The following is a 24,492-nucleotide window of genomic DNA, read 5'->3' as shown; positions in this document are numbered from 1 at the left end:
AACGGCGAAGAGGGGCTGACGGTTCCCTGCCGCACGGTCAGTTGCGGCGGAACAGCTTGCCGCGTTCGGTGACGAAGACGATGACGAGTGCGGTCACGCCCAGCACGGTGAAACCAAGGTACAGCGGCACCGTCGTCCCGTCGAACGACTGGCCGATCACCGCGCCGAGCACCGCCGCGCCCATCGTCGCGATGAAGCCCTGCAGGCTCGACGCGGTGCCCGCGATCTCACCCATATTCTCCATCGCCATCGCTGAAAAATTCGAGTTGGCGAGGCCCATCGCGGCCATCATCGGCGCCTGAAGCGCGATGAACACCCACAGATTCTCGCCGCCCAGCAGGATCACCGTCAGGTGGATCACGGCGAGCACAGTGGTCGTCACCAGCGCGAGATGCGAGAGAAAGCGCATGCCGAAGCGCATCACCAGGCGCGAATTGAGGAACGACCCCAGCGCCATCAGCCCGGCGACCGAGGCGAACACCAATGTCAGCAGCTCGGGCCGCTTGAACACGTCATAGACGATCTGCTGGATCGACCCGATGAACGAGAAGAAGCAGCCCGAGATCGCGGTGGTGGCCAAGGTGTAGCCGACCGCCCAGCGATCGCGGAACATCTTGCCATAGCCGCGCCAGATTTCGCTCAGGTCGAGCGGGTGCACGGTATCGCGCGCCAGCGTCTCGGGCATGCGAAGCGTGAACCAGATCAGCACCAGCGCCGCGACGATCGCGATCCCGCCGAAGATCAGCCGCCACGAGCCGAAGATAATCACCATCAGCTGGCCCCAGGCGGGCGCGAGCACGGGCACGATCATGAAGGTCATGAAGGCGAGGCTCATCACCCGCGCCATCGCCCGCCCCTGGAAACAGTCGCGCACCAGCGCCACCGTCACCACGCGCCCCGCGGCGACCGCAGCGCCGCTCGCCGCGCGCGCGAGCAGCAGCAGCTCGAAGCTGCCCGAAAAGGCCGCGACCGCATTGGTGGCCACGTAGAAGGCAAGCGCCGCCATGATCACCGGCTTGCGCCCGAAGCGGTCGGCGAGCGGGCCGTGGAACAGCTGCGCGACCGCGAAGCCGAGCATGAAGGCGGTGATGACATACTGGCGATGGTTGGGCTGGCTGACGCCGAGCTCGTCGCTGATCGCGGGCAGCGCCGGCAGCATCGAATCGATGCCGAGCGCAGTCAGCGCCATGATCGACGCGATCAGCGCGACGAACTCGCCCATCGGAATGGGCGACCGGTTCGCCGCTTCGCCGGGTTGGTGGGGAGTCTGCGCGTCCATGCCGCGCCCAATGCCGCATCGCACCGGGCACGTCACCCCGCGGCTTGATCTTTTTTGCGGCGCGGGCTAGTGTGTTGCCCAACTAATACGGTGGAGCTTGCATATGACCCGGAACTGGCTTGCCCTCCCCCTGGTGCTGGCGCTCGCGGCGTGCGGCGATGGCTCGGGCGAGGGCAATGGCGCGAGCATCTCGGTTAACAGCGGCGAGGGCAACGCATCGATCAAGGCCGACAAGGACGGGCGTGTCGCGGTCAAGGTGCCGGGGTTTGAAGGGTCGATCAAGCTGCCCAAATTCGATCTGAAGGCCGAGAATTTCGAGGTCGACGGCCTCAAGCTCTATCCCGGATCGACGATCGCCAGCCTGAATGTCGATGCCAATCGCGACGCGGGCGGTGAGGATAGGGTGCGCGTGCAGTTCGAGGCGCCCGCCGCCGCCGGCCAGGTCCGCAGCTGGTTCGAGGAGCAGATGCAGGCGGCCGGCTTCACCGTCGCGGCCAAGGACGGCCAGTTCAGCGGCAAGACCAGCGAAGGCAGCGATTTCACGCTCAAGCTCGATCCCACGGGCGATTCGAAGAGCCGCGGCACGCTCACCGTTCTCGGCAAATAATGGCTGTAACCCGTTCCGGCGCTGCGTAGGCGCGGGCTGCGGGAGGGGCGCGCGGCACCGCGCCTCTCCCGCCTCTGTTCGCGGGCCGCATGAAGGTCTATTTCCGGGAGAATCGTTTCCGGAGTTACCTTGAATGCCCGACACCGTTCTTGCCGAAGTCCCGCTGGTCAGCCTCGCCGATCAGGCGCGCGACCCGGACGGGTTCGCCGCCGCGCTGGGCGGATCGTTCGAGCGGTTCGGCTTCGCGATGGTGTCCGACCATGGCGTGCCGCAGGACCTGATCGACCGTGCCTGGGCGGCGACCAAGGCGTTCTTCGACCTGCCGGAGGAAGAGAAGCGCGGCTATTTCGTCGCGGGCGGCGGCGGCGCGCGCGGCTACACGCCGTTCAAGACCGAGATCGCCAAGGGCGCGGAATATGTCGACCTCAAGGAATTCTGGCATATCGGCCGCGAGCTGCCCGCCGGGCACCGGTTCGAGGCGAACATGGCGCCCAACATCTGGCCCGACCGGCCCGAGGGATTCCGCGAGACCTTCCTCGAGCTGTTCGCGGCGTTCGACACGGCGGGCGACAAGCTGCTTTCGGCGATCGCGCGGCATCTGGGACTGGAACCGAACTGGTTCGACCATGCGGTGAAGGACGGCAACTCGGTGCTGCGCCTGCTCCACTATCCGCCAGTGACCGAGGATGCGCCCAACGTGCGTGCCGGGGCGCATGAGGACATCAACCTCATCACGCTCCTGCTCGGCGCCGAGGAAGCAGGGCTCGAGCTGCTCGACAAGGACGGCGAGTGGCTGCCGGTGCGGCCGCCCGAGGGCGCGATGGTGGTCAATGTCGGCGACATGCTGCAGCGGCTGACCAACCATGTCCTGCCCTCGACCACCCACCGCGTGGTCAACCCGCCGGTCGAGCGCCGCGGCACGCCGCGCTATTCGATGCCGTTCTTCCTGCATCCCGCGCCCGATTTCCTGATCAAGGCGCTGCCGCAATGCGTGAGCGCGGAGAATCCCGAGCGCGAGCCGCCGATCACCGCGCATGATTATCTGGCGGAACGGCTGCGCGAGATCGGGCTGACGAAGAAGTAGCCGCGGCGAAGAAGTAACCCCGGCAAAACTATTCCTCCGTCACCCCGGACTTGTTCCGGGGTCCACCGTGCCGCAAAGAGCCGCACGGGCGATTCTTGCCGCCCGCTGGACCCCGGCACGAGGCCGGGGTGACGAAAGCGTTGAGGAAGAAGCTTTGACCGAACCGTTGCGCGTTGCTCTTGCCGGCCTTGGCACCGTGGGTGCGGGCGTCATTCGCCTGATCGACGCCAATGCCGAGCTGATCGCGCGCCGGGCGGGCCGGCCGATCGAGATCGTCGCGGTCTCCGCGCGCGACCGCGCCAAGGACCGCGGCGTCGACATCGCGCGCTTCGACTGGGTCGACGACATGACCGAGCTGGCGCGTCACCCCAAGGCGGACGTGGTGGTCGAGCTGATCGGCGGGTCCGACGGCCCCGCCCTCGCGCTTGCCCGCGCGACGCTGGCGGCGGGCAAGGGCCTCGTCACCGCCAACAAGGCGATGATCGCGCATCATGGCCTCGAGCTCGCCGGTGTCGCCGAGAAGAGCGACACGCCGATGAAGTTCGAGGCGGCAGTCGCGGGCGGGGTGCCGGTGATCAAGGGGCTGCGCGAAGGCGCCGCGGCCAACCAGATCGACCGCGTCTATGGCATCCTCAACGGCACCTGCAATTTCATCCTGTCCAAGATGGAGGCCGAAGGCCGCGACTTCGCCGAGGTGCTGGCCGAGGCGCAGGCGGCGGGCTTCGCCGAGGCGGACCCGAGCTTCGACATCGACGGCGTCGACGCCGCGCACAAGCTGTCGATCCTGGCGAGCATCGCGTTCGGCACCCAGCCCGCGTTCGGCGACGTCGCGATCGGCGGCATCCGCCATCTGCTCGCCGCCGACATCGCGGAGGCGGCGGCGCTGGGCTATCGCGTGCGACTGCTCGGCATCGCTGATCTCAATGGCAACGGGCTGTTCCAGCGTGTCCACCCGCACCTCGTGCCGCTCGCGCATCCGCTGGCGCATGTCCTTGGCCCGACCAACGCGGTCGTCGCCGAGGGCAATTTCGTCGGCCGGCTGCTGTTCCAGGGCGCGGGCGCGGGCGACGGCCCGACCGCATCGGCGGTGGTCGCCGACCTGATCGACATCGCGCGCACCGAATTCGGCCCGCCCTATGCGATGCCCGCCGCGAGCCTGACCGCCGAACCCGCCGCGCCGACCGGAGAGCGCCGCGGCCGCGCCTATCTGCGCTTCACCGTCGCCGACAAGGTCGGCGTGCTGGCCGAGATCGCCGCGGCGATGCGCGACGCGGGCGTCTCGATCGAATCGCTGATTCAGCGCGGCGCGATGGCCGATGGCAGCGTGCTCGTCGCGATCGTGACGCACGAAGTGCCCGAACGCTCGATCGCGCAGGCGCTGGAGAAGCTGCGCGGTTCGCCCAGCCTTGCGGGCGAACCGATGTGGATGCACATATTGGGGGAGTGAGGGCCGACGGGCGTTCAATCCTCCCCCGCTAGGGGGAGGGGGAGGACTCCCCGACCGGCGTTTCGCGTCCTCCCCCTCCGTCAGCTTCGCTGACACCTCCCCCTGGCGGGGGAGGATTCGGGGGGGCGTGCTAGGGCGCGGGTTCGCGCTTGCGCATCACCTTGCCGTCGAACCCGACGCCCACCGTCACCCCGACCATCCCGCCGCATTGCGTCAGGAACGGGCCGCTGACGCCGCACTGGAACATCGTGTCCTCAAGCACGCGCTCGGTCTGATAGGGCACATTGTCGCGAGCATTGGTGGTGACGAAGGGCACGCGGTACTTCTTGTCCGCCTCACGCAGCGCGCAGATCGTCACCTCGTCGGGATCTCCGGTGGTCTTGCACGGGATGACGGCGCGGGTCTTGTCGCGATAGGCCTGCATCGCGGCATCGTCGCCGCCGGCCTGGAGCATCAACGCGAATACGAGCAGCGCGGACATGGGCTACACCCTCCCCTCGTTGCGTTAGCACAACGAGGTCCGCGCCGGAACATGGCTAGTCGATGCGCGTGCTCAGCAGCTCCTGGCCCTTTTTCGGGCAGACCGGCGCGCCCTGCACGCCGCACGGCATGCCGGTCGACCGGACCACATCCATCTTCCCGCTGCGCTCGGGCGCGGTCGGCCCGGTCAACCGATCGCCGGGCGCGGCGGACCGGGTACAGGTGCCGGTCAGGCACAATGTGGCCGGCTGCGGCAGCGGCCGGCGCACCGGCTTGCGCGCGGCGCGCTTGCGGACGACCGCGGCAGGACGGGCACGCCGGGGCAGGGTGACGATCCTGGGCGGCTCACCCGCGACGCTCAACGCCAGCAGCAGACTCAGCATGTCACGCGCCTTTGATCCCTTGTTACGCACCGAACGCCGCGAACCGGCCCCGGTTTCGCGGCCGTTGCCGGCTTTTGAGGGAATGACAGCGTTGGCCCCCATCGACAAGCCTCGCGCGCACTCCTATCGCGCTCCGAAACGTCGATCTTTAGAGGGGCTTCGCCGATCATGCAGACCGCCAGCAAGGTGCTCGACCGCGTCCTGGTGCTTGAAATGGTGCGCGTCACCGAAGCTGCGGCGATCGCCGCGTCGACGCTGGTCGGCCGCGGCGACGAGAAGGCGGCCGACGCCGCCGCCGTGGAAGCGATGCGCGCCGCGCTCAACTCGCTCTACATGGACGGCACCGTCGTGATCGGCGAGGGCGAGCGCGACGAGGCGCCGATGCTGTTCATCGGCGAGAAGGTCGGCAGCGCGCCGGGCAAGGGGCCGAAGATCGACATCGCGCTCGACCCGCTCGAGGGCACCACGATCTGCGCCAAGGCGGGGCCGAACAGCCTTGCCGTGCTCGCCATCGCCGAGGAAGGCAATCTGCTCAACGCGCCCGACGTCTATATGGACAAGATCGCGGTCGGCCCCGGCTATCCGGCGGACGTGATCGACCTCGACAAGTCCCCGACCCAGAATATCGAGGCGATCGCCGCGGCGAAGGGCGTCAAGCCCAACGAGATCATCGCCTGCGTGCTCGATCGCCCGCGCCACGAGAAGCTGATCGCCGAGCTGCGCGCGATCGGCTGCGGCGTGGTGCTGATCGGCGACGGCGATGTCGCAGGGGTGATCGCGACCACCGATCCCGACACGACGATCGACGTCTATATGGGCCAGGGCGGCGCGCCCGAGGGCGTGCTCGCCTGCGCCGCGCTGCGCTGCGTCGGCGGCCAGTTCAAGGGCCGGCTGCTGTTCCGCAATGAGGACGAGCGCGCCCGCGCCCGCAAATGGGGCATCGAGGATCTCGACAAGCAATATGACCTGACCGAGCTGGCCAAGGGCGACTGCATCTTCGCCGCGACCGGCGTGACCGACGGCTCGCTGCTCGAGGGCGTCAAGCGCAAGCCGGGCAAGATGACCACCGAGAGCGTCGTCATGCGCTCGAGCTCGGGCACCGTCCGCTGGGTGCGGGGCGAGCACCGCAACGCCTGATCAGGCGGAGGTGATGGCAGAGCGCGAACCTTTCCCGCCGTCATTCCCGCGCAGGCGGGAATCCATTCTTTCTGCCGTCGAGGATCGATCCGCATCGTCGCGGCGAATGGATTCCCGCCTGCGCGAAAATGACGGAACGAAGAGAGGGATTCAAACGATGTCGCCACCTCCGAGGCGGCACGGTTGACGCACTGGCTGCTGCTGGCGGCTCTCATTGCCGCCTATGCCTGGTATCTCCGGGGCGGCGGGGTGCCGCCGGGCACCGGGCGGATCGCCCGATACCGCCGCTGGATGCGCCGCGCGCCGCTCGCGTTTGGGGCGAGCGCGCTCGTCGTACTGGCGATCGGCGGACGGCTTGACGCGCTTGCCCGCCTGCCCGTCGAGTTCGCCGCGCTGGCGATGACGGCACGCGACTTTGCCGGGTTTGGCGGGGCGGCGTTCAAGGTGGCCGTGCTTGCGGGCCTCTGCGGAGGAGCGCTGATCGGCCTTCTCCTTGCGCGCTGGCAGCTACGGCGCGGACGGCGGCCGTTCAGCGCCGGGGATATCGACCGCATCCTGCCCCGCCGCCGCGGCGAATTCGGCTGGACCGCCGCGCTGGGCATCGCGGCGGGGATTGTGGAGGAACTGTTCTTCCGCCTCGCCTTGCCGTTGTTCGCGGCGCTGGCGACGGGCAGCGCACCGCTCGGCTTCGCGCTCGCCACGCTGCTCTTCGCCGGGGCGCACCGCTATCAGGGCTGGGCGGGGATGATCTTCTCGGCAGTCGCGGGCACCTTGCTCGCGACGCTCTACCTGGCCACGGGCGAGCTGTGGTTCGCGATGCTGGTGCACGCGCTGCTCAACCTCAACGGCCTCGTCCTGCGCCCGGCGCTGCTGCGTCCGCAGGCCGATTGACAGCGGCAGGCGCCGCGCCTCTATTCCCGCCTGACAACGGGGAGACATGAGTTGATGTACCGCCGCTTTCTTGCCGCCGCCCTCGCAACTGCGCTGACTGCCCCCGCCCCGGCACATCAGGCAACGACGGCGCAGGCCCCGGCCGCCGCCTTCACCTTTCAGGAGGTGATGATCCCGATGCGCGACGGCACCAGGCTGCAGACGGTGATCCTGCGCCCCGCGGGCAAGCCCGGCAAGCTGCCCATGATCCTCCAGCGCACCCCCTATGGCGTGCCGGGCGCAGCGCCCAGGGCGGTGCCGGCGTCGATCAAGTACATGATGGAGGACGGCTATATCCTCGTCTTCCAGAACATGCGCGGGCGCTACAAGTCGGAGGGCGTGTTCGCCATGTCGATGGCGCTGTCCCCCGCTGGCTCGAACGCGCCCGACGAGGCGAGCGACGCCTATGACACGATCGACTGGCTGGTGAAGAACGTCGCCGACAACAACGGCCGCGTCGGCATGACCGGCGGCTCCTATCCCGGCTATGCCGCGGCGGTGGCGCTCGCCCGGCCGCATCCCGCGTTGAAAGCGGTGAGCCCGCAGGCGGCGTGGAACGACTGGTGGATGAACGACGACCTCCACCGCTACGGCGCGTTCCGCCTCTCCTACCTCACCGACTGGACCTATGGCCTCCAGAACAACAAGGACGGCGAGGATTTCGATTACAATCCCGGCGGGCCGCCGCCGGTCGATATGTACGACTGGTTCCTGAAGCTCGGCCCGGTCGAGAATCTCGACAAGCTGCACTTCAAGGGCAGCGTGCCGATGCTGACCCAGATCATCGAGCATCCCGATTACGACGATCACTGGAAGCGGCAGGTGTGGACCGACCGGCTCGGCCGCACCACCGTGCCGACGCTGCATGTGGTCGGCTTCTGGGACCAGGAGGACCCGCTCGGCGGCTGGAAGATCTACGAGCGGATGGAGAAGGACGATCCCAAGGGGCTGAGCATGATCGTCGCCGGGCCATGGAACCACGGCAGCTGGAAGAGCGCGGGCGACAATCTCGGCTACGTCAACTTCGGCAAGCCCAGCGGCACCGAGTTCATGCGCGATATCGAGGCGCCGTTCTTTGCATACTGGCTGCACGGCAAGGGCACGCAGCCCAGGGGCGAGGCCAAGGTCTTCCAGAGCGGGTCGTGGCAGTGGAAGAACTACGCCAAATGGCCGCCGGCAGGGACGAAGGCGACCAGCCTCTATCTCCATGCCGACGGATCGCTGTCCTTCACCGCGCCCGCGGGCGAAGGATGCCGTGAATATGTCTCCGATCCGGCCAACCCGGTGCCGTACCGCGAGCGGCCGATCTCGGTCACCTATCCCTCGCAGGAATGGCGCTGGTGGGAGGCGGCGGACCAGCGCTTCGTGAACGGGCGGCAGGACGTCCTCACCTATGTCAGCGCGCCGCTCGACAAGGATCTGACCGTCAGCGGCGCGATCAGCGCGACGCTGCAGGCATCGACCTCGGGCACCGACAGCGACATGGTGGTCAAGCTGATCGACGTGCTGCCCGACGATTATGATTTGACGACCAAGTCCAGCGCGCTCGGCGACTACCCGAAGACGCTCAACGGCTACCAGCTGCCGATCGCGATGGAGGTGCGCCGCGGGCGCTGGCTCGAGAGCTTCGAGACGGCAAAGCCACTGGTGCCGAACAAGGTGGTCGCGTGGAACGTGCCGCTGCGCGACCATGATCATGTGTTCCGCAAGGGCCACCGCATCATGGTGCAGGTCCAGTCGAGCTGGTTCCCGGTGATCGACCGCAACCCGCAAACGTTCGTGCCCAACATCTACAAGGCGAAGCCGGGGGACTTCGTGAAGGCGACCCAGCGGGTGTGTGCCGGATCGATGATCACGCTGCCGGTGGCGGGGTGAACTAAATCCTCCCCGGCACGGGGAGGTGGCAGCGCGAAGCGCTGACGGAGGGGGTCCGAGGCGAGGGATTCCATTGCCTCGGACCCCCTCCACCACCGCCTTCGGCGGCGGTCCCCCTCCCCGTTCCGGGGAGGATTTTTACCTCAGTTCTTCAGCCGCCAGCCGGTCTTGAAGATCCAGCCGATCACGCCGAGGCATACCGCCAGGAACGCCGCGGTGAAGCCCAGGCTGACCCCGATCGACACGTCGCCGGTGCCGAAGAAGCTCCAGCGGAAGCCGCTGACCAGATAGACCACCGGATTGGCCAGGCTGATCGTCCGCCACGGCTCCGCCAGCATGTTGATCGTGTAGAAGGCGCCGCCGAGGAAGGTCAGCGGCGTCACGATCAGCGCCGGGACGAAGGAGAGCTGCTCGAAGCCCTTGGCCCAGATGCCGATGATGAAGCCGAGCATGCTGAACGTCACCGACGTCAGCACTAGCATCGCGATCATCACGAACGGATGCCGGATCGGCACGTCGACGAACAGCATCGCGGTGAACAGGATGACGAGGCCGATCGCGATCGACTTGGTCGTCGCGGCGCCGACATAGCCGATCACCATCTCCATGGCGGAGACGGGCGCGGAGAGCAGCTCATACACCGTGCCGGTGAACTTGGGGAAATAGATGCCGATCGACGCGTTGGAGATCGACAGCTGCAACAGGTTCATCATGATCAGGCCGGGCACGATGAAGCTGCCATAGGCGACGCCGTCCAGCTCCTGCATGCGGCTGCCGATCGCGCCGCCGAACACGACGAAATAGAGCGCGGTGGTGATCACCGGGGTGACCAGGCTCTGCCACAAGGTGCGCAGCGCGCGCGCCATCTCGAATCGGTAGATCGCCCAGACGCCGTGATGGTTGAAGCCCCTCATGCCGCCTTCTCCTCGTCCCGGCGCTCGACAAGGTCGACGAAGATGTCCTCGAGGCTCGACTTGGAGGTATCGAGATCCTTGAACGCGATGCCGAGGTCGCCGAGCTTGCGCAGCAGCGAGGGGATGCCGGTGCGCTCGGCCTGCGCGTCGAAGGTGTAGCGCAGTCGCGTGCCCTCATCCTCGAGCGCAAGATGCCACTCGTCCAGCTCGGCCGGGATCGCCGCCATCGGCTCGACCAGCGCGATGTCCATCTCGCGCTTGCCGAGCTTCTTCATCAGCTCGGCCTTGCCTTCGACCAGCAGCAGCTCTCCCTTGTTGATCACGCCCACCCGGTCGGCCATCTCCTCGGCCTCCTCGATATAATGGGTGGTGAGGATGATGGTGGTGCCGCGCTCGCGTAAGCTGCCGATCAGCTTCCACATGTCGCGGCGCAGCGAGACGTCGACTCCAGCGGTGGGTTCGTCGAGGAAGAGGATGTCGGGCTCGTGCGCCAGCGCCTTGGCGATCAGCACGCGGCGCTTCATCCCGCCCGACAGCTCCATCACCTTGCTGTGGCGCTTGTCGTAGAGCGACAGGTCCTTGAGCACCTGATCGACATAGTCGTCATGCCCCGCGCGGCCGAACAGGCGGCGGCTGTAGCGCGTGGTCGCCTGAACCGTCTCGAACATGTCGACCGACAGTTCCTGCGGCACGAGCCCGATCTTCATCCGTGCCGCGCGCGGCTCCGACAAGGCGTCATGCCCGTCGACGACGATCGTGCCGGAGCTCGGCGTGACGATGCCGCAGATGATGCTGATCAGCGTGGTCTTGCCCGCGCCGTTCGGGCCGAGCAACGCGAAGATCTCGCCCTTGTTGATGTCGAGATCGACCGATCCCAACGCCTTGTGCCCCGAGGCATAGGTCTTGCTGACACCGCGAACGGAGAGGATCGGCTGCATGGAAGGCCCCCTGATTTGCGCGCGATGTAGGGACGGATGCGCCTCGCGCAACCCGCAATGTTCGTTCTTCGTTCGATTTTTTACCGGGCGGCTCCGCTCGCGCCCGTACGGACGCGGGTCAGCCCTTCTTGCGCGCGGCCTGCACCGTCTGCTGCAGCACCTCATAGGGCACCATGCCCGAGATGACGCGATCGCCGATCACCCAGCTGGGCGTGCCGGTGATGCCGAGCTTGCCGCCGATCTCGAGGTTGCGGGCGATCTCGCCTTCCACCTGCGGCGAAGCGAGCGCTGCCTGTGCCTTCGCGGTATCGAGCCCGGCCGCTGCCGCCGCGGCGCGGATCGACCCCTCGCTCAGCTGCCCCGCCGAATAAAGCGCGGTGTGGAACGGCTTGAACTTGCCCTGCTCGGCCGCCGCCAGGCCCCAGCGCGCCGCGGTGCGGCTGACCTCGCTCAGCACGGGCAGCTCGCGATAGACGATGCGGACATTGGCATCCTCCGCCACCAGCCGCGCGATCATCGGCAGGCTGGCGCGGCAATAGCCGCAGGCATAGTCCATATAGACCGCGACGGTGACGTCGCCCTTGGGGTTGCCTTCCCAGGCGCTGGCATAGGGCTGGGTGATCGCGGGGCGGCTCGACGCGACCGCCTTGCCCGTCTCGCGCTCCTGCAGGCGCTTCATCGCCTCGGGCAGGATCTCCGGATTCTCGAGCACATAGTCGCGCACCACCTCGCCGATCCGCGCCTTGTCCGCGTTCCCGGCACTGGCGGGCACGAGCGCCTGCGCCCCGAGGACGATCCCGCCACCGAGCGCCGCGGACAGCGCCATCAGGCCGACGAGCGCCAGCGGACTCTTCACCATGGAATCGGTCACCTTCTCTTCCTGTCCTGCATCGCGGCTTGCGCGGCCATGACGATGTCCTGCGCGCGGATCCAGTCGGGCGAGCCCTGCGGCAGCCCCGCCATTGCCGCCTGCGCGCTGGGCAGCGCGCGGCCCATATCGCCGATCATGCTCGATCGCTCGGCGGTCGCGAGCGCGGCGCGCGCGCTGTCGCCCTTGCGCTCATAGACCATGCCGAGCTGATACCAGGCGAAGGGGTTCTCGCGGTCGCGCACCACCGACTGGCGCAACACCTTCTCGGCCTCGGGCAGCAGCGCGGGGTCCTCGACCGCGAGCAAAGCGTGGCCGAAGGTGGTGGCGATCAGCGGCTGGAAGTTGGTCTTCTCGGTCGCCTCGCGCAGCGGCGCGATCGCTTCCTTTGGCTTGCCCGATTCGAGCAGGATCTGCCCTTCGAGCTCGAGGAAATAGGGATTGTGCGGCTCGGCCCGGACCAGCGCCGCCGCCTCCGCGGCCGCCTGCTGCGGATAGCCCGATTTGTGATAGGCATAGGCGCGGGCGTAGCGCGCCGGCACGGTCACATCGGTCTCGGGATAGCGGCGCAGCGTGTCCTTGGGATCGGAGACATAGCCGCGCAGCTTGGCCTGCATGCGGCGGAAGCGCTCCTCCAGCGCCGCGTCGCTGGGCTTGCTCCATGCCGGGTCGGCCTGGAGATCGGCGGTCAGCGTCGCGATGCGGTCGCCCGACATCGGGTGGCTCATCACATAGCTCTGCTCGCCGCCGCGCTTGAGGCCCCAGCGATATTCCTGCTGCTGCAGCTTCTTGAAGAAATCGAGCATCCCGCGCCCGCTGACCCCGGCGCCGGAGAGATATTTGACGCCCGCGGCATCGGTGGTGGCCTCCTGCGCACGGCTGAAGGCGAGGAAATTGCCGAGCGCGGCGCGCTGGCCCATCTGCATCAGCCCCATGCCCGCGTCCGCCGAGCCGGCGGCCATCGCCGCGGCGCCGAGCAACAGGCTGAGGATGGTGATGCCGGTCGCGCCCTTGGCCATGCGGTCGCCCAGCGGAACGTGCCCGCCGGTGACATGGCCGAGCTCGTGCGCGATCACGCCCTGCACCTCGTTGGCGCTGCTGGCGGCGTCGATCAGGCCCGAATGGATATAGACCGCCTGCCCGCCGGCGACGAAGGCGTTGATCGACGGATCGTTGATCAGGATGATGCGGACGTTGTTGGGCTGAAGATTGGCGGCCTTGATCAGGTCGCGCGACATGTCCGCGAGCAGCGCCTCGCTCTCGGCATCGCGCAGGATCGACTGGGCGAAAGCCGGGCTCGTGACGCAGACGAGCAGCAGGAGCGCGAAGAGCGATACGAAGCGCTGCATGGCCGGCATCATGGCGGATTATCCCCTGCGATCAACCGGCCGTCACTGCCGCACGCCCCGGAGCGGGATGGGGCGAGCCGCATGAACGATGCGTGAGCGGCGGGAATGGAGCCATCCCCGCCGCTCGACACATCACGCTCCGAAGGTGCGCTGCCACCAGCCGCGGCGCGGCTCGCCGCCTTCGCCCTCGCCGGCTTCCGCTTCGCCATCGGCCGGGGCTGTAACGGCAGCTGCCGGCTCCAGGTCCTGCGCGACCGGCGCGGCCGCCTTGGCGCGGCTGCGGCGCTTGGGCTTGGCCGGTGCTTCCTCCGCAACCGGCTCGGCGGCAGCCTCAGCTGCGGGTGCAGCCTCGGCGGCGGGGGCTTGCGCTTCCGCCTCGACATCGGCCTTCTTGCGGCGCGCGCGCTTGGGCTTGGCCGGCGCTTCCTCGGCAACCACGGGCTGCGGCTCGGCGGCGATGCCTGCCGCAGCGGTCGCCTCGTCGATCGCGGCGACCGGGGGCCCGGCGGCCTCGGCATCAGCCTTCTTGCGGCGCGTACGCTTGGGCTTGACCGGCGCTTCCTCGGCAACCGGCTCGGGCTCGGCTTCCACCGTCACCGGTTCGGCAGCCGCTTCCTCGGCCGTCTCGCCGGCTTCGGCCTCGGCACCTTCGCCGCCCTCGCCCGCGGCACCGCGGCGGCCACCGCGGCGGCCGCGACGGCGACGCTTGCGCGGCTCGCCCTCGTCGCCGGCAGCTTCAGCGGGCGCTTCTGCCTCATCGGCCTCTTCCGGCTCGCCCTCGCTCTCGTCGGCGGCATCCTCCGCCTCCTGGCGCTCGCCATTCTCCTCGTCGCGGCGACCACGGCGGCCACGACGACGACGGCGGCGCTTGCGACCCTCACCTTCGCCCTCGCCCCGGTCGCTGCGCTCGCGGCGCGGCTCGCGGGCCTCGACTTCCTCTTCGTCCTCTTCCTCGTCGATCTCCTCGACGACGTCCTCCTCGATCTCCTCGATCGCGGCGGCGAACTTCGGCGCATGCGCGGGGGGCGGCCCGCTGGCCTCGACCGACATGCGCGCGCCTTCGAGCTCGCCGTCCGAAAGGATCTCGACGGTCACGCCATAGCGGTCCTCGATCTCGGCGATGTCCGCACGCTTCTTGTTGAGCACGTAGAAGGCCGCTTCCTGGCTGCAGCGCAGCGTGAGCAGCGAGCCGCGGCCGCGCGCGGCCTCGTCCTCGATCAGGCGCAGCGCGGAGAGGCCCGCCGACGAAGCCGTGCGGACCAGGCCCGTGCCTTCGCAATGCGGGCAGGTCACGGTCGACGCCTCGAGCACGCCGGTGCGCAGGCGCTGGCGGCTCATCTCCATCAGGCCGAACGCGCTGATGCGGCCGACCTGGATGCGCGCGCGATCGTTCTTGAGCGCTTCCTTCATCGCCTTCTCGACCTTCCGGACATTCGATCCGTGGTCCATGTCGATGAAGTCGATGACGACGAGCCCGGCCATGTCGCGCAGGCGCAGCTGGCGCGCGATCTCCTGCGCCGCCTCGAGGTTGGTCGCGGTCGCGGTCTGCTCGATATTATGCTCGCGCGTCGAGCGGCCCGAGTTGATGTCGATCGAGACCAGCGCCTCGGTCGGGTTGATCACGAGATAGCCGCCGCTCTTGAGCTGCACCACCGGGTGGTACATCGCCGCAAGCTGGTCCTCGACATGCGCGCGCTGGAACAGCGGCACCGCGTCGCTGTAGTGCTTCACCTTCTTGGCGTGGCTCGGCATCAGCAGCTTCATGAAGTCCTTGGCGTGGCGATAGCCCTCCTCGCCCTCGACGATCACTTCCTCGATGTCGCGATTGTAGATGTCGCGGATCGCGCGCTTAATCAGGTCGCTGTCGCCATAGACCAGCGCGGGCGCTGACGACTGCAGCGTCTTCTCGCGGATCTCGTCCCACAGCCGGGCGAGATAGTCGAAGTCACGCTTGATCTCGGTCTTGGTGCGCTGGAGCCCCGCAGTGCGGACGATGCAGCCCATCGTCGGCGGGAGCTTGAGGTCCGACATGATCGATTTCAGGCGCTTGCGGTCGGCCGCCGAGCTGATCTTGCGGCTGATCCCGCCGCCATGCGCGGTGTTGGGCATCAGCACGCAATAGCGGCCGGCGAGCGACAGATAGGTGGTCAGCGCCGCGCCCTTGTTGCCGCGCTCTTCCTTGACGACCTGGACCAGCAGCACTTGGCGGCGGCGGATCACGTCCTGGATCTTGTAGCGGCGGCGCAGGCTCATGCGGCGCTGGCGCAGCGCCTCGACCTGATCGTCGCTGCCCTTGCGGCCGCGGCGGCGGCGCCCGCCACTATTGGCTCCGCCGTCCTCGCCTTCACCATCGGCTCCCTCGGCGGCTTCCTCATCCTCCTCGGCGGGCCGCTCGACGACCTCGACGTCGCCGCCTTCCTCGTCGTCATGATCCTGGTCGTCGTCGCCATCGGCCTCTTCGCGCAGCGCCGCTTCCTCGGCGGCATGCTCGGCCTCCTCGCGAAGCAGCGCCTCGCGGTCCTCCTTGGGGATCTGGTAGTAATCGGGGTGGATTTCGCTGAAGGCCAGGAAGCCGTGGCGGTTGCCGCCATATTCGACGAACGCCGCCTGGAGCGAGGGCTCCACGCGGGTCACCTTGGCCAGATAGATATTGCCCTTGAGCTGCTTGCGCTCGGCGGACTCGAAATCAAACTCCTCGATTCGGTTCCCTTTGACGACGGCCACGCGGGTCTCTTCCCGGTGGCGTGCGTCGATCAGCATACGCATGGTCATTTATTGTTCTCCGGGCGCGCCGAGCGGTTGTCAGCCGCGGCACGCGGTCAATGATGCCGACCGCGCTGCCCAGGGCGGCGCGGTCGAAACTGGTTTGAAGATTTGCGTCTGCTGTGGGCGCACGTCCGAGCCCGCGGCCCGGATGCTCCGCCGTCGCACACCGGCCGGCCGCAGGGGCCTGGCGATCGGAGCGACGGGGAAATTGCGACATCACAGCATCAACCTGAATTACCGCCGAAACAGGGTGGCGGCGAACGGCCGGCACAAGCCGGTCGGGCGATGCGTAGCACCCTGCAACCGGGCGCGCAACGGATCAGCCCGCCGCGCGCCGACCGGCAAGGCCTTGCCACCCATTTCGGCAAAAACATGCCGAATTGTCGATTAACCGCGTTGCTTCACCCTGTTTGAAGGCGCAGCGCCCTAGTCCCGCTCGGGTCAGGGAATTGATCATGTGAGTAAAGTGCATGCTTTTGGGCTGGACCCCCCCCAGCCCGGCGCGGCATATCGCCCGGGTGTCCTTCTTCCTCGCCCTCCTCGCCGGCTGGCTCAGCGGCGCGCCGAGTTGGGCAGGCACGATCCGCGATATCGACGTCCAGTCGAACCGCATCGTCATCCGCTTCGATGAGCGGGTGGCGGCGGCGAGCAGCTTCGTGCTCGCGGGTCCCAATCGCATCGCGCTCGACCTGACGGGCGCGATGCCGGGCGCGCGCGCCGAGGCCGGCGGTCCGGTCAGCAGCGTGCGCCAGGCATCGCGCGGCGACGGCTCGCGCGTGGTGTTCGACCTCGCCCGCCCCGCGATCGTGACGGAGGGCCGCTTCTCCGCCGACGGCACCGCACTCACGCTAGAGCTGCGCACGGTCGATGATTCGCGCTTCGCCCGTGCTGCCGCCGAGGGGCGGATGAGCTTCCTGCCTCCGTTCAGCTTCACTCGGGCGTCGAGCCGCCACAGCTACAGCGTCTCGGTGCCCGTGCCCGCGCGCGCCGCCGCATTCAAGCTGCCGCGGATCCAGGGCAGCGACGACAGCCGCCCGCTGGTGGTGATCGACGCCGGTCATGGCGGGCACGACCCCGGCGCGATCTCGGCCGAAGGGCTGCAGGAGAAGGACCTGACGCTCAAGACCGCGCGCGCCATCCGTGACGAACTGCTGTCGTCGGGCCGCGTCCGGGTCGCGATGACGCGTGAGGACGATCGCTACCTCCTCCACCGCGACCGGTTCGAGATCGCGCGCAAGCTGGGCGCCGCGCTGTTCATCTCGGTCCATTGCGACGCCGCGCACAATGCGGAGGCGAGCGGCGCGACCGTCTACACTCTGTCCGAGGTCGCTTCCGACAAGGAGGCCGCACGCCTCGCCGCGCGCGAGAACAAGTCCGACCTGCTCTCCGGCTTCGACCTTGCCGGCCAGAATCGCGAGGTCTCCTCGATCCTGATCGACCTCACGCAGCGCGAGACGATGAACGCTTCCGCCAAGTTCGCCCGCCTGCTGGGGCGCGAGGCGCAGGGACTGATGCCGGTCAAGGACAATTACCACCGCATGGCATCGCTGCTGGTGCTCAAGGCGCCCGACGTGCCGTCGATCCTGTTCGAGACCGGCTATATCTCCAACGCCAAGGACGCCGCCTTCCTCAATTCGGCAGATGGCCGCCGCCGCGTGGCGGAGAGCGTAAGCCGCGCGGTGGCGATCCATTTCGCGACCCGGATGGCGGCGCGGTAGATCCCCATATCCTCGCCCGCCAAGGGGAGGTGGCGCCGAAGGCGACGGAGGGAGAGGACACCCGACGGGCGTGATCGCGTCCGCCCCCTCCGTCAGGCTGCGCCTGCCACCTCCCCCTGGCGGGGGAGGATTTTCTCATCCCGAACGCCCCGCCGCATCCCCGGCTGGCAAGCCCGCTCAATCCTGCTAAACCCCGCCCCGATGGCGGAAGCGACCCAACCCGATTTCAGGCTGAAGTTCATGCGCGGGAATGCCGGAGGCCGGTTCGCGGCGCTCCGCCAGCGCTGGTGGTTCCGCGTGCTCGCCTGGCTGGCGCTGCTCTCGGGCGTCGGCACCGTGCTGCTGTGGGCGCTGTTCCTGCGCGATCTGCCCTCAGTCGACATGCTGCGCGCCTATGAGCCGCCCTTGCCCACCAATGTCCGTCAGGGCGACGGCACGCCGCTGCGCAGCTATGCGCGCGAGCGCCGCGTCGAGCTGTCCTATGACGAATATCCCAAGCTGCTGGTCGGCGCGTTCCTGTCGGCGGAGGACAAGACCTTCTTCGACCATGGCGGCGTCGACTATCCCGGCCTGGTCCGCGCGGCATGGCAGGGGCTGACCAGCGGCGAGACGCCGCGCGGCACCTCGACCATCACCCAGCAGGTCGCCAAGAACCTGCTGCTCAACAACGAGGTCAGCTACGTCCGCAAGGCGCGCGAGGCGATCCTCGCCTTCCGCATCGAGAATACGTTGAGCAAGGAGCAGATCCTCGAGCTCTACCTCAACCAGATCGCATTGGGCCGCAACGCCTTCGGGGTCGAGGCGGCGGCGCACGCCTATTTCGACCGCGACCTCTCGCAGCTGACCCTCCCGCAATTCGCCTATCTCGCGATCCTGCCCAAGGGTCCCTCCAACTATATGCCCGAGCGGCATGCCGACCGCGCGATCGAGCGGCGCAACTGGGTGCTCGGGCAGATGCTGGCGAACGGCTATATCGATCAGGCCGCGCATGACGAGGCCGTCGCCGCACCGCTCGGTGCGGTGCCGCGCAAGTCGCCCAGCACCGACCCGCTCGGCGGCTATTTCATCGAGGAAGTTCGTCGTCTGCTGCTCGATCGCTTCGGCGAAACCGAGAAGGCCGGCCCCTACAGCGTCTATGCCGGCGGCCTGTGGGTTCGCACTTCGTTCGATCCCGAGATCCAGAAGGCGGCGCAAAAGGCACTGCGCGACGGCCTGCTGCGCTATGATCGCGGCCGCGGCTGGTCCGGCCCGATGCGTGAAGTGGCGTTCGAGGGCGACAATTGGCGCGCGGCACTGCTCAATACCAACATCAACCTCGATTACGAGGACTGGCGCCCCGCGATCGTCATCTCCAAGAGCGGCGGCAGCGCCGAGATCGGCTTCGGTGACGGGCGCACCGGCACGCTCCCCGCGTCCGGCGCGCAGATGCCGGTGCGCGGCCAGGGCGGCGCGGCGTTCAATGCGCTGAAGCGCGGCGACGTGATCGCAGTCGCGCCCGAGGGTGGCGTATTCGCGCTGCGCTCGATCCCCAAGGTTTCGGGCGGCATGGTCGTTCAGGACCCCAATACCGGCCGCGTCCTTGCCATGCAGGGCGGGTTCGACGCCACGGTGCAGGCATTCAACCGCGCGACCCAGGCGCAGCGCCAGCCGGGCTCGACGATCAAGCCGATCGTCTACGCCGCTGCGCTCGAGAACGGGATGACCCCCGCCTCGATCATCGTCGACGGGCCGTTCTGCGTCTATCAGGGCGCCGCGCTCGGCCAGAAATGCTTCCGCAACTTCGGCGGCACGCGCGGCGCGGGGCCCAAGACGATGCGCTGGGGCATCGAGCAGTCGCGCAACCTGATGACCGTGCAGGCGGCGAACGCCACCGGCATGGAGAAGGTGGTCGATCTGATGCAGCGCATGGGCGTCAGCGCGCAGAAATATCCGCCCTACCTCTCCTATTCCCTCGGCGCGGGCGAGACGACCGTGATGCGGATGGTCAACGCCTATTCGATCCTGGTCAATCACGGCCGCGCGCTGACCCCCTCGCTGATCGACTTCGCGCAGGACCGCCACGGCAAGGTGATCTGGCCGCAGAACTGGCGCGCGTGCGACCGCTGCAACATGCCCGACTGGGATGGCAAGCCGATGCCGCGCCCCGTCATCCGCTCGCGCCAGGTGATCGACGCGATGAGCGCCTATCAGATGGTCCACATCACCGAAGGCGTGATCCAGCGCGGCACCGCGACGATCCTGCGCGACTTGAACCGCCCGATCATGGGCAAGACCGGCACCTCGAACGGCCCGCGCGACGTGTGGTTCATCGGCGGCACGCCGCAGATGATCGCCGGCGTCTATATCGGCTACGACACGCCCACCAACCTGGGCGGCTATGCGCAGGGCGGCACGCTGGCCGCGCCGATCTTCAAGCAGTTCGCGCAAAAGGCCTATGAGGGGCTCGATGTGCTGCCCTTCACCGCGCCAGCCGGCATCCGCATGGTCCGCATCGACCGCGCCAGCGGACGCCGCGTCTATGGCGCCTGGCCGGGCACCGATCCCAAGGCGGGGGTGATCTGGGAGGCGTTCAAGCCCGAGAGCGAGCCGCGCCGCCGCGCCCGCCGCAGCGAGGAAGAGGCCGCGCCCAAGGCCGAGGCGACCAAGAAGGCGGTGCGCCGCGAAGGCCCGCGCGACAGCGACTTCTTGCAACGCGAGGGCGGAATCTACTAGCGGGCGTTTTTAATCTGCGTCGCCCCAGCGAAAGCTGGGGCCTCGTGCCTCAGGCCGCTCGCTTGCGGCTTGAGATCCCAGCTTTCGCTGGGATGACGGCCAAGTTTTGAAAGGTTCGATACGATGCGCGCCGAAGCGCAGGCACATGCCGACAAGATCAACGAAGCGCTCGCGCTGCTGCGCCGCTTCCTCGACTGGGACAAGGCGCTGCGCCGGCTCGACGAGCTCAATGCGCGCGTCGAGGACCCGACCTTGTGGGAGAATCCCAGGGAAGCGCAGGACGTGATGCGCGAGCGCCGCCGGCTCGACGAATCGATCGCCGCGACGCGCGCGATCGAGCGCGAGCTTGCCGACACGTCCGAGCTGATCGAGATGGCCGAGGCCGAGGGCGACGAGGCGATGGCGGTCGAGGGCACGCAGGCGCTCGCCGCGCTCGCCGAGCGGGCCGAACAGGACAAGGTCAAGGCGCTGCTCTCGGGCGAGGCCGACGCCAACGACACCTATCTCGAGGTCCATTCGGGCGCCGGCGGCACCGAGAGCCAGGACTGGGCCGAGATGCTCCAGCGCATGTACACGCGCTGGGCCGAACGCCACGGCTTCAAGGTCGAGCTGATGGACTATCACGCCGGCGAGCAGGCCGGGATCAAGTCCGCGACGCTGCTGATCAAAGGCGAGAACGCCTATGGCTATGCCAAGACCGAGAGCGGCGTGCACCGCCTGGTCCGCATCTCGCCCTACGACAGCTCGGCGCGCCGCCACACCAGCTTCTCGTCGGTCTGGGTCTATCCGGTGATCGACGATTCGATCGACATCGAGATCAACGAGAGCGACCTCAAGATCGACACCTACCGGGCTTCCGGTGCCGGTGGCCAGCACGTCAACACCACCGATTCGGCGGTGCGCATCACCCACGTTCCCTCCGGCATCATCGTCGCGAGCCAGCAGGACCGTTCGCAGCACAAGAACCGCGCGACCGCGATGGGGATGCTCAAGGCCCGCCTCTACGAGGCTGAGCTCGCCAAGCGCGAGGCCGCGGCGATGGGCGAGTACAGCGCCAAGACCGAGATCGGCTGGGGCCACCAGATCCGCTCCTACGTCCTCCAGCCCTATCAGCTGGTGAAGGACCTGCGCACCGGAACCACTTCCACCGCGCCCGCAGATGTGCTCGACGGGGCACTCGACCCGTTCATGGCAGCTGCGCTATCACAGCGCGTGACCGGCGAGACGGTCGAGGTGGAGGACGTGGATTGAGGCCAAGGGGCGCCTCGCTGCTGTTGCTGGGTGCCCTTGCCATCGCAGGGTGCGACGCCACGCAGCCGCGCCCGACGCCCAAGCCCGAGCCGGAAGAGGAACTCAATTTCCCCGCCGCCGACCGTCCGGTCGCGACGATCGTCTCCGCCCGCTGGTCGACCGAGGAAGCGCGCGACCGCCTGAACGAAGCCGATACGGTGATGGACCTGGCCGAGATCAGGCCCGGCACCACCGTCGCCGATATCGGCGCGGGCGAGGGCTATTACACGATCCGCCTCGCCCAGCGCGTCGGGAAGAAGGGCCGGGTGCTCGCCGAGGACATCATTCCCGGGGTGGTCGAGGGACTCGCCCAGCGCGTGTCGCGCGAGCGGCTCGACAATGTCAGCGTGCGCCTGGGCGAGTCCGAAGACCCCAAGCTGCCGGGCAACAGCTTTGACCGAATCCTGATGGTTCACATGTACCATGAGATCGAGGCGCCGTACGAGTTCCTGTGGCGCATGCGCCCCTCGCTGCGCCCCGACGGCCTTGTCGTGGTGGTCGATGCCGATCGCGAGACGCAGAACCACGGCACCCCGCCCGAGCTGCTCAAATGCGAGTTCGCCGCGGTCGGCTACAAACTGGTCACGATGCGCGACATGCCCTCGGCCGGCGGCTACCTCGCCACCTTCAAGGCGGAGGGTCCGCGCCCCGAGCCCGAAGCCATTCGCGCCTGCCGTTTCAGCCCCGCGCCGAAGAAGGCCGGCGCTCCCAAGCCCAAATCGACCACTGACGAATAAGATCCAATCCTCCCCGCCAGGGGAAGGTGGCGCCGAAGGCGACGGAGGGGGAGGACGCGCACCGCTGGCGGTCTGGCATCCGCCCCCTCCGTCAGCCTTGCTGACACCTCCCCACCTGGCGGGGGAGGATTAATTTGTGCTTTAAAGCAACCCCGCCGCGCGGAAGCTCCACGCCTCGCCCGCGCCCACCACCAGATGCTCGTGCAGCCGCACGCCGAGCGTGCGCAGCGCATCGGCCAGCCGCCGCGTCGCTTCGCGATCCGCCTGGCTCGGCCAGGCTTCGCCGCGGGGATGGTTGTGCGCCATCACCACCACCGCCGCGTCGAGGCTGAGCGCATCGATCGCAACCCGCCGCACCGGCAGATCGACCGCGTCCGCCGCGTCGCTGCGGGCGTGGCGGATACCGAGCATGCGCCCGGCATCGTCGCAATAGGCGAAGGCGGCCACCTCCACCCTTTCCCCGGCGACGCTGTCCGCGACAAGCCTGCCGATCGCTTCGAACGGCGTACCGGGGGATGGGAGAGACGCTTGCAACGCCATGACGCCATCGTTCCGGAACCCGCGGAATCCGTCGAGCCGAGGCGTCTCCGCGACGGACCAGTCTGACTCGGTTGACGGAGCACTTTGCTCCATATCGGATGCAAGACGATCCACAGCTTGGCCCGCGCCCATGCTTGGCGGCGCATCACCGCTCGGCTAGGCTCAAGCGATGCGGCAGTATCTCGATCTCATGGAGCGGGCATTGGCCCATGGCGCGGTGCAGATGGACCGCACCGGCGTCGGCACGCGCAGCGTGTTCGGCCACCAGATGCGCTTCGATCTGTCCGAAGGCTTCCCGGTCCTCACCACCAAGAAGCTGCATCTGCGCTCGATCATCGTCGAGCTGCTGTGGTTCCTGCGCGGCGACACCAATGTGAAGTGGCTGCAGGAGCGCAAGGTCAGCATCTGGGACGAATGGGCCGATGACGCAGGCGATCTCGGTCCGGTCTATGGCAAGCAGTGGCGCGACTGGCAGGCGCCCGACGGCAGCCATATCGATCAGATCAAGGGGCTGATCGAACAGCTCAAGACCAATCCCGCCTCGCGCCGCATGATCGTGTCGGCGTGGAACCCGGGTGAGCTGGGCGCGATGGCGCTGGCGCCGTGCCATTGCCTGTTCCAGTGCCATGTCGCGGGCGGCAAGCTCTCGCTCCAGCTCTACCAGCGCTCGGCCGATATCTTCCTCGGCGTGCCGTTCAACATCGCCAGCTACGCGTTGCTCACCCACATGCTCGCGCAGCAATGCGATCTCGAGCCGGGCGAGTTCATCTGGACCGGCGGCGACTGCCACCTCTATTCCAACCATCTCGAGCAGGCCGAGCTGCAGCTCTCCCGCGCCCCCGGCCCGCTCCCGCGGCTGGAGATCCTGCGCAAGCCGACCTCGATCGACGCCTACGAATATGAGGATTTCGTCCTCCACGACTATGTCGCCCAGCCGCACATCAAGGCCGAGGTCGCGGTCTGATCAGCTTCCATCTCGCGCGAGCCGACAACGGCGTGATCGGGGTTGACGGCAAGCTGCCCTGGCACCTGCCCGCCGACCTCAAGCGCTTCAAGGCGCAGACCATGGGCAAGCCAATGGTCATGGGCCGCAAGACGTTCGAGAGCTTTCCCTCGCCGCTGCCCGGCCGCCGCCACATCGTGCTGACCCGCGATCCGTCGTGGCAGCGCGAGGGGGCGGAGGTGGCGAGCTCGGTCGAGGCGGCGCTGCGCCTTGCGGGAGATGGCGACGTCGCGGTGATCGGCGGCGCGGAGATCTTCGCGCTGTTCCTCGACCGTGCGGAGCGGATCGAGCTGACCGAGGTGCATGTGTCGCCCGCAGGTGACGCCGTCGTCCCGCCCTTCGGCCCCGAATGGCGCGAGACCGCGCGCGAGGATCGTCCCGCCGAGGAAGGCCGCCCCGCGCACAGCTTCGTCACGCTCGAACGCCTGACGTGAT

General features: G+C 68.1%; 21 protein-coding genes. 12 read left to right on the top strand and 9 right to left on the bottom strand.

The window, feature by feature from the left end; all coding sequences use genetic code 11:
* Positions 1-37: 37 nt before the first annotated feature.
* Positions 38-1,279, bottom strand: coding sequence for a multidrug effflux MFS transporter (locus VGD28_RS08195; protein WP_331027844.1), 1,242 nt, complete (start codon positions 1,277-1,279; stop codon positions 38-40).
* A gap of 103 nt (positions 1,280-1,382) precedes the next feature.
* Between VGD28_RS08195 and VGD28_RS08190 the strand changes: the two genes are divergently transcribed.
* The 3 genes from VGD28_RS08190 (at position 1,383) to VGD28_RS08180 (ending at position 4,417) form a co-directional block, all read left to right on the top strand.
* Entirely contained in the window at positions 1,383-1,886 is a 504-nt protein-coding gene (locus VGD28_RS08190; RefSeq protein WP_331027843.1) for a hypothetical protein, read from the top strand.
* A gap of 133 nt (positions 1,887-2,019) precedes the next feature.
* Entirely contained in the window at positions 2,020-2,970 is a 951-nt protein-coding gene (locus tag VGD28_RS08185; RefSeq protein ID WP_331027842.1) for an isopenicillin N synthase family dioxygenase, read from the top strand.
* Positions 2,971-3,124: 154 nt separating this feature from the next.
* Entirely contained in the window at positions 3,125-4,417 is a 1,293-nt protein-coding gene (locus VGD28_RS08180) for a homoserine dehydrogenase (protein ID WP_331027841.1), read from the top strand.
* A 130-nt stretch (positions 4,418-4,547) separates the two neighbouring features.
* Here VGD28_RS08180 and VGD28_RS08175 read toward each other — a convergent pair whose 3' ends face one another.
* Both VGD28_RS08175 and VGD28_RS08170 read right to left on the bottom strand, forming a co-directional pair.
* Entirely contained in the window at positions 4,548-4,898 is a 351-nt protein-coding gene (locus tag VGD28_RS08175; RefSeq protein ID WP_331027840.1) for a hypothetical protein, read from the bottom strand.
* A 55-nt stretch (positions 4,899-4,953) separates the two neighbouring features.
* Positions 4,954-5,280 (bottom strand): hypothetical protein, encoded by a 327-nt coding sequence (locus VGD28_RS08170; protein WP_331027839.1) that lies wholly within the window; start codon positions 5,278-5,280, stop codon positions 4,954-4,956.
* Between the two features lie 168 nt (positions 5,281-5,448).
* Here VGD28_RS08170 and glpX point away from each other — a divergent pair, with 168 nt between their 5' ends.
* The 3 genes from glpX to VGD28_RS08155 all read left to right on the top strand — a co-directional run bounded on the left by glpX (position 5,449) and on the right by VGD28_RS08155 (position 9,222).
* A complete protein-coding gene (gene glpX / locus VGD28_RS08165; RefSeq protein WP_331027838.1) occupies positions 5,449-6,417 on the top strand; it encodes a class II fructose-bisphosphatase in 969 nt (322 codons plus the stop codon).
* A 183-nt stretch (positions 6,418-6,600) separates the two neighbouring features.
* Entirely contained in the window at positions 6,601-7,308 is a 708-nt protein-coding gene (locus VGD28_RS08160) for a CPBP family intramembrane glutamic endopeptidase (protein WP_331027837.1), read from the top strand.
* Between the two features lie 54 nt (positions 7,309-7,362).
* Complete coding sequence (locus VGD28_RS08155; RefSeq protein WP_331027836.1) at positions 7,363-9,222, top strand: CocE/NonD family hydrolase; 1,860 nt, start codon at positions 7,363-7,365, stop codon at positions 9,220-9,222.
* A gap of 143 nt (positions 9,223-9,365) precedes the next feature.
* On the opposite strand, the gene VGD28_RS08150 is transcribed toward VGD28_RS08155, so the two are convergent.
* From VGD28_RS08150 to VGD28_RS08130, 5 genes are all read right to left on the bottom strand, one after another.
* The gene (locus VGD28_RS08150; protein WP_331027835.1) at positions 9,366-10,136 is read right to left on the bottom strand and encodes an ABC transporter permease; all 771 of its coding nucleotides are present in this window, start codon (positions 10,134-10,136) and stop codon (positions 9,366-9,368) included.
* On the bottom strand, positions 10,133-11,074 hold the full coding sequence (locus VGD28_RS08145; RefSeq protein WP_331027834.1) for an ABC transporter ATP-binding protein: 942 nt from the start codon (positions 11,072-11,074) through the stop codon (positions 10,133-10,135). Before VGD28_RS08145 ends, VGD28_RS08150 begins: the two co-directional genes overlap by 4 nt.
* A 118-nt stretch (positions 11,075-11,192) precedes the next feature.
* On the bottom strand, positions 11,193-11,945 hold the full coding sequence (locus VGD28_RS08140) for a DsbA family protein (RefSeq protein ID WP_331027833.1): 753 nt from the start codon (positions 11,943-11,945) through the stop codon (positions 11,193-11,195).
* Positions 11,942-13,291: a M48 family metalloprotease gene (locus VGD28_RS08135; RefSeq protein ID WP_331027832.1), complete on the bottom strand. Its 1,350-nt coding sequence runs from the start codon at positions 13,289-13,291 to the stop codon at positions 11,942-11,944. Before VGD28_RS08135 ends, VGD28_RS08140 begins: the two co-directional genes overlap by 4 nt.
* 132 nt (positions 13,292-13,423) lie before the next feature.
* Positions 13,424-16,063 carry a ribonuclease E/G gene (locus tag VGD28_RS08130; protein ID WP_331027831.1) on the bottom strand — a complete coding sequence of 880 codons (2,640 nt, stop codon included), beginning with the start codon at positions 16,061-16,063 and terminating at the stop codon, positions 13,424-13,426.
* 464 nt (positions 16,064-16,527) lie between these two features.
* On the opposite strand from VGD28_RS08130, the gene VGD28_RS08125 reads away from it, so the two are divergent.
* The 4 genes from VGD28_RS08125 (at position 16,528) to VGD28_RS08110 (ending at position 22,514) form a co-directional block, all read left to right on the top strand.
* Positions 16,528-17,775, top strand: coding sequence for an N-acetylmuramoyl-L-alanine amidase (locus VGD28_RS08125; RefSeq protein ID WP_331027830.1), 1,248 nt, complete (start codon positions 16,528-16,530; stop codon positions 17,773-17,775).
* A 201-nt stretch (positions 17,776-17,976) separates the two neighbouring features.
* The gene (locus tag VGD28_RS08120) at positions 17,977-20,487 is read left to right on the top strand and encodes a penicillin-binding protein 1A (protein WP_414714478.1); all 2,511 of its coding nucleotides are present in this window, start codon (positions 17,977-17,979) and stop codon (positions 20,485-20,487) included.
* A gap of 123 nt (positions 20,488-20,610) precedes the next feature.
* A complete protein-coding gene (prfB, locus tag VGD28_RS08115; RefSeq protein ID WP_331027829.1) occupies positions 20,611-21,738 on the top strand; it encodes a peptide chain release factor 2 in 1,128 nt (375 codons plus the stop codon).
* On the top strand, positions 21,735-22,514 hold the full coding sequence (locus tag VGD28_RS08110; protein WP_331027828.1) for a class I SAM-dependent methyltransferase: 780 nt from the start codon (positions 21,735-21,737) through the stop codon (positions 22,512-22,514). Before prfB ends, VGD28_RS08110 begins: the two co-directional genes overlap by 4 nt.
* Before the next feature lie 141 nt (positions 22,515-22,655).
* Here the strand turns inward: VGD28_RS08110 and VGD28_RS08105 are convergent, their stop codons facing one another.
* Positions 22,656-23,054, bottom strand: coding sequence for a JAB domain-containing protein (locus VGD28_RS08105; protein WP_331027827.1), 399 nt, complete (start codon positions 23,052-23,054; stop codon positions 22,656-22,658).
* A 169-nt stretch (positions 23,055-23,223) separates the two neighbouring features.
* Between VGD28_RS08105 and VGD28_RS08100 the strand changes: the two genes are divergently transcribed.
* Positions 23,224-24,018, top strand: a complete 795-nt coding sequence (locus VGD28_RS08100; protein WP_331027826.1) for a thymidylate synthase — start codon at positions 23,224-23,226, stop codon at positions 24,016-24,018.
* The gene (locus tag VGD28_RS08095) at positions 24,015-24,491 is read left to right on the top strand and encodes a dihydrofolate reductase (RefSeq protein ID WP_331027867.1); all 477 of its coding nucleotides are present in this window, start codon (positions 24,015-24,017) and stop codon (positions 24,489-24,491) included. The genes VGD28_RS08100 and VGD28_RS08095 overlap by 4 nt, the downstream gene beginning before the upstream one ends.
* The last annotated feature ends 1 nt before the right edge of the window (position 24,492 follow it).

Source organism: Sphingomonas sp. (assembly GCF_036402235.1).
In the GTDB taxonomy this organism is placed as follows: domain Bacteria; phylum Pseudomonadota; class Alphaproteobacteria; order Sphingomonadales; family Sphingomonadaceae; genus Sphingomonas.
This window is presented reverse-complemented; position numbering and strand designations above follow the sequence as displayed.

Excerpts from the sequence above, each read along its gene's own strand:
- VGD28_RS08195 (WP_331027844.1), bottom strand. The coding sequence starts at position 1,279 with ATGGACGCGCAGACTCCCCACCAACCCGGCGAAGCGGCGAACCGGTCG.
- VGD28_RS08190 (WP_331027843.1), top strand. The coding sequence starts at position 1,383 with ATGACCCGGAACTGGCTTGCCCTCCCCCTGGTGCTGGCGCTCGCGGCG.
- VGD28_RS08185 (WP_331027842.1), top strand. The coding sequence starts at position 2,020 with ATGCCCGACACCGTTCTTGCCGAAGTCCCGCTGGTCAGCCTCGCCGAT.
- VGD28_RS08175 (WP_331027840.1), bottom strand. The coding sequence starts at position 4,898 with ATGTCCGCGCTGCTCGTATTCGCGTTGATGCTCCAGGCCGGCGGCGAC.
- VGD28_RS08170 (WP_331027839.1), bottom strand. The coding sequence starts at position 5,280 with ATGCTGAGTCTGCTGCTGGCGTTGAGCGTCGCGGGTGAGCCGCCCAGG.
- glpX (WP_331027838.1), top strand. The coding sequence starts at position 5,449 with ATGCAGACCGCCAGCAAGGTGCTCGACCGCGTCCTGGTGCTTGAAATG.
- VGD28_RS08155 (WP_331027836.1), top strand. The coding sequence starts at position 7,363 with ATGTACCGCCGCTTTCTTGCCGCCGCCCTCGCAACTGCGCTGACTGCC.
- VGD28_RS08150 (WP_331027835.1), bottom strand. The coding sequence starts at position 10,136 with ATGAGGGGCTTCAACCATCACGGCGTCTGGGCGATCTACCGATTCGAG.
- VGD28_RS08145 (WP_331027834.1), bottom strand. The coding sequence starts at position 11,074 with ATGCAGCCGATCCTCTCCGTTCGCGGTGTCAGCAAGACCTATGCCTCG.
- VGD28_RS08135 (WP_331027832.1), bottom strand. The coding sequence starts at position 13,291 with ATGCAGCGCTTCGTATCGCTCTTCGCGCTCCTGCTGCTCGTCTGCGTC.
- VGD28_RS08130 (WP_331027831.1), bottom strand. The coding sequence starts at position 16,063 with ATGACCATGCGTATGCTGATCGACGCACGCCACCGGGAAGAGACCCGC.
- VGD28_RS08125 (WP_331027830.1), top strand. The coding sequence starts at position 16,528 with ATGCTTTTGGGCTGGACCCCCCCCAGCCCGGCGCGGCATATCGCCCGG.
- VGD28_RS08120 (WP_414714478.1), top strand. The coding sequence starts at position 17,977 with ATGGCGGAAGCGACCCAACCCGATTTCAGGCTGAAGTTCATGCGCGGG.
- prfB (WP_331027829.1), top strand. The coding sequence starts at position 20,611 with ATGCGCGCCGAAGCGCAGGCACATGCCGACAAGATCAACGAAGCGCTC.
- VGD28_RS08105 (WP_331027827.1), bottom strand. The coding sequence starts at position 23,054 with ATGGCGTTGCAAGCGTCTCTCCCATCCCCCGGTACGCCGTTCGAAGCG.
- VGD28_RS08100 (WP_331027826.1), top strand. The coding sequence starts at position 23,224 with ATGCGGCAGTATCTCGATCTCATGGAGCGGGCATTGGCCCATGGCGCG.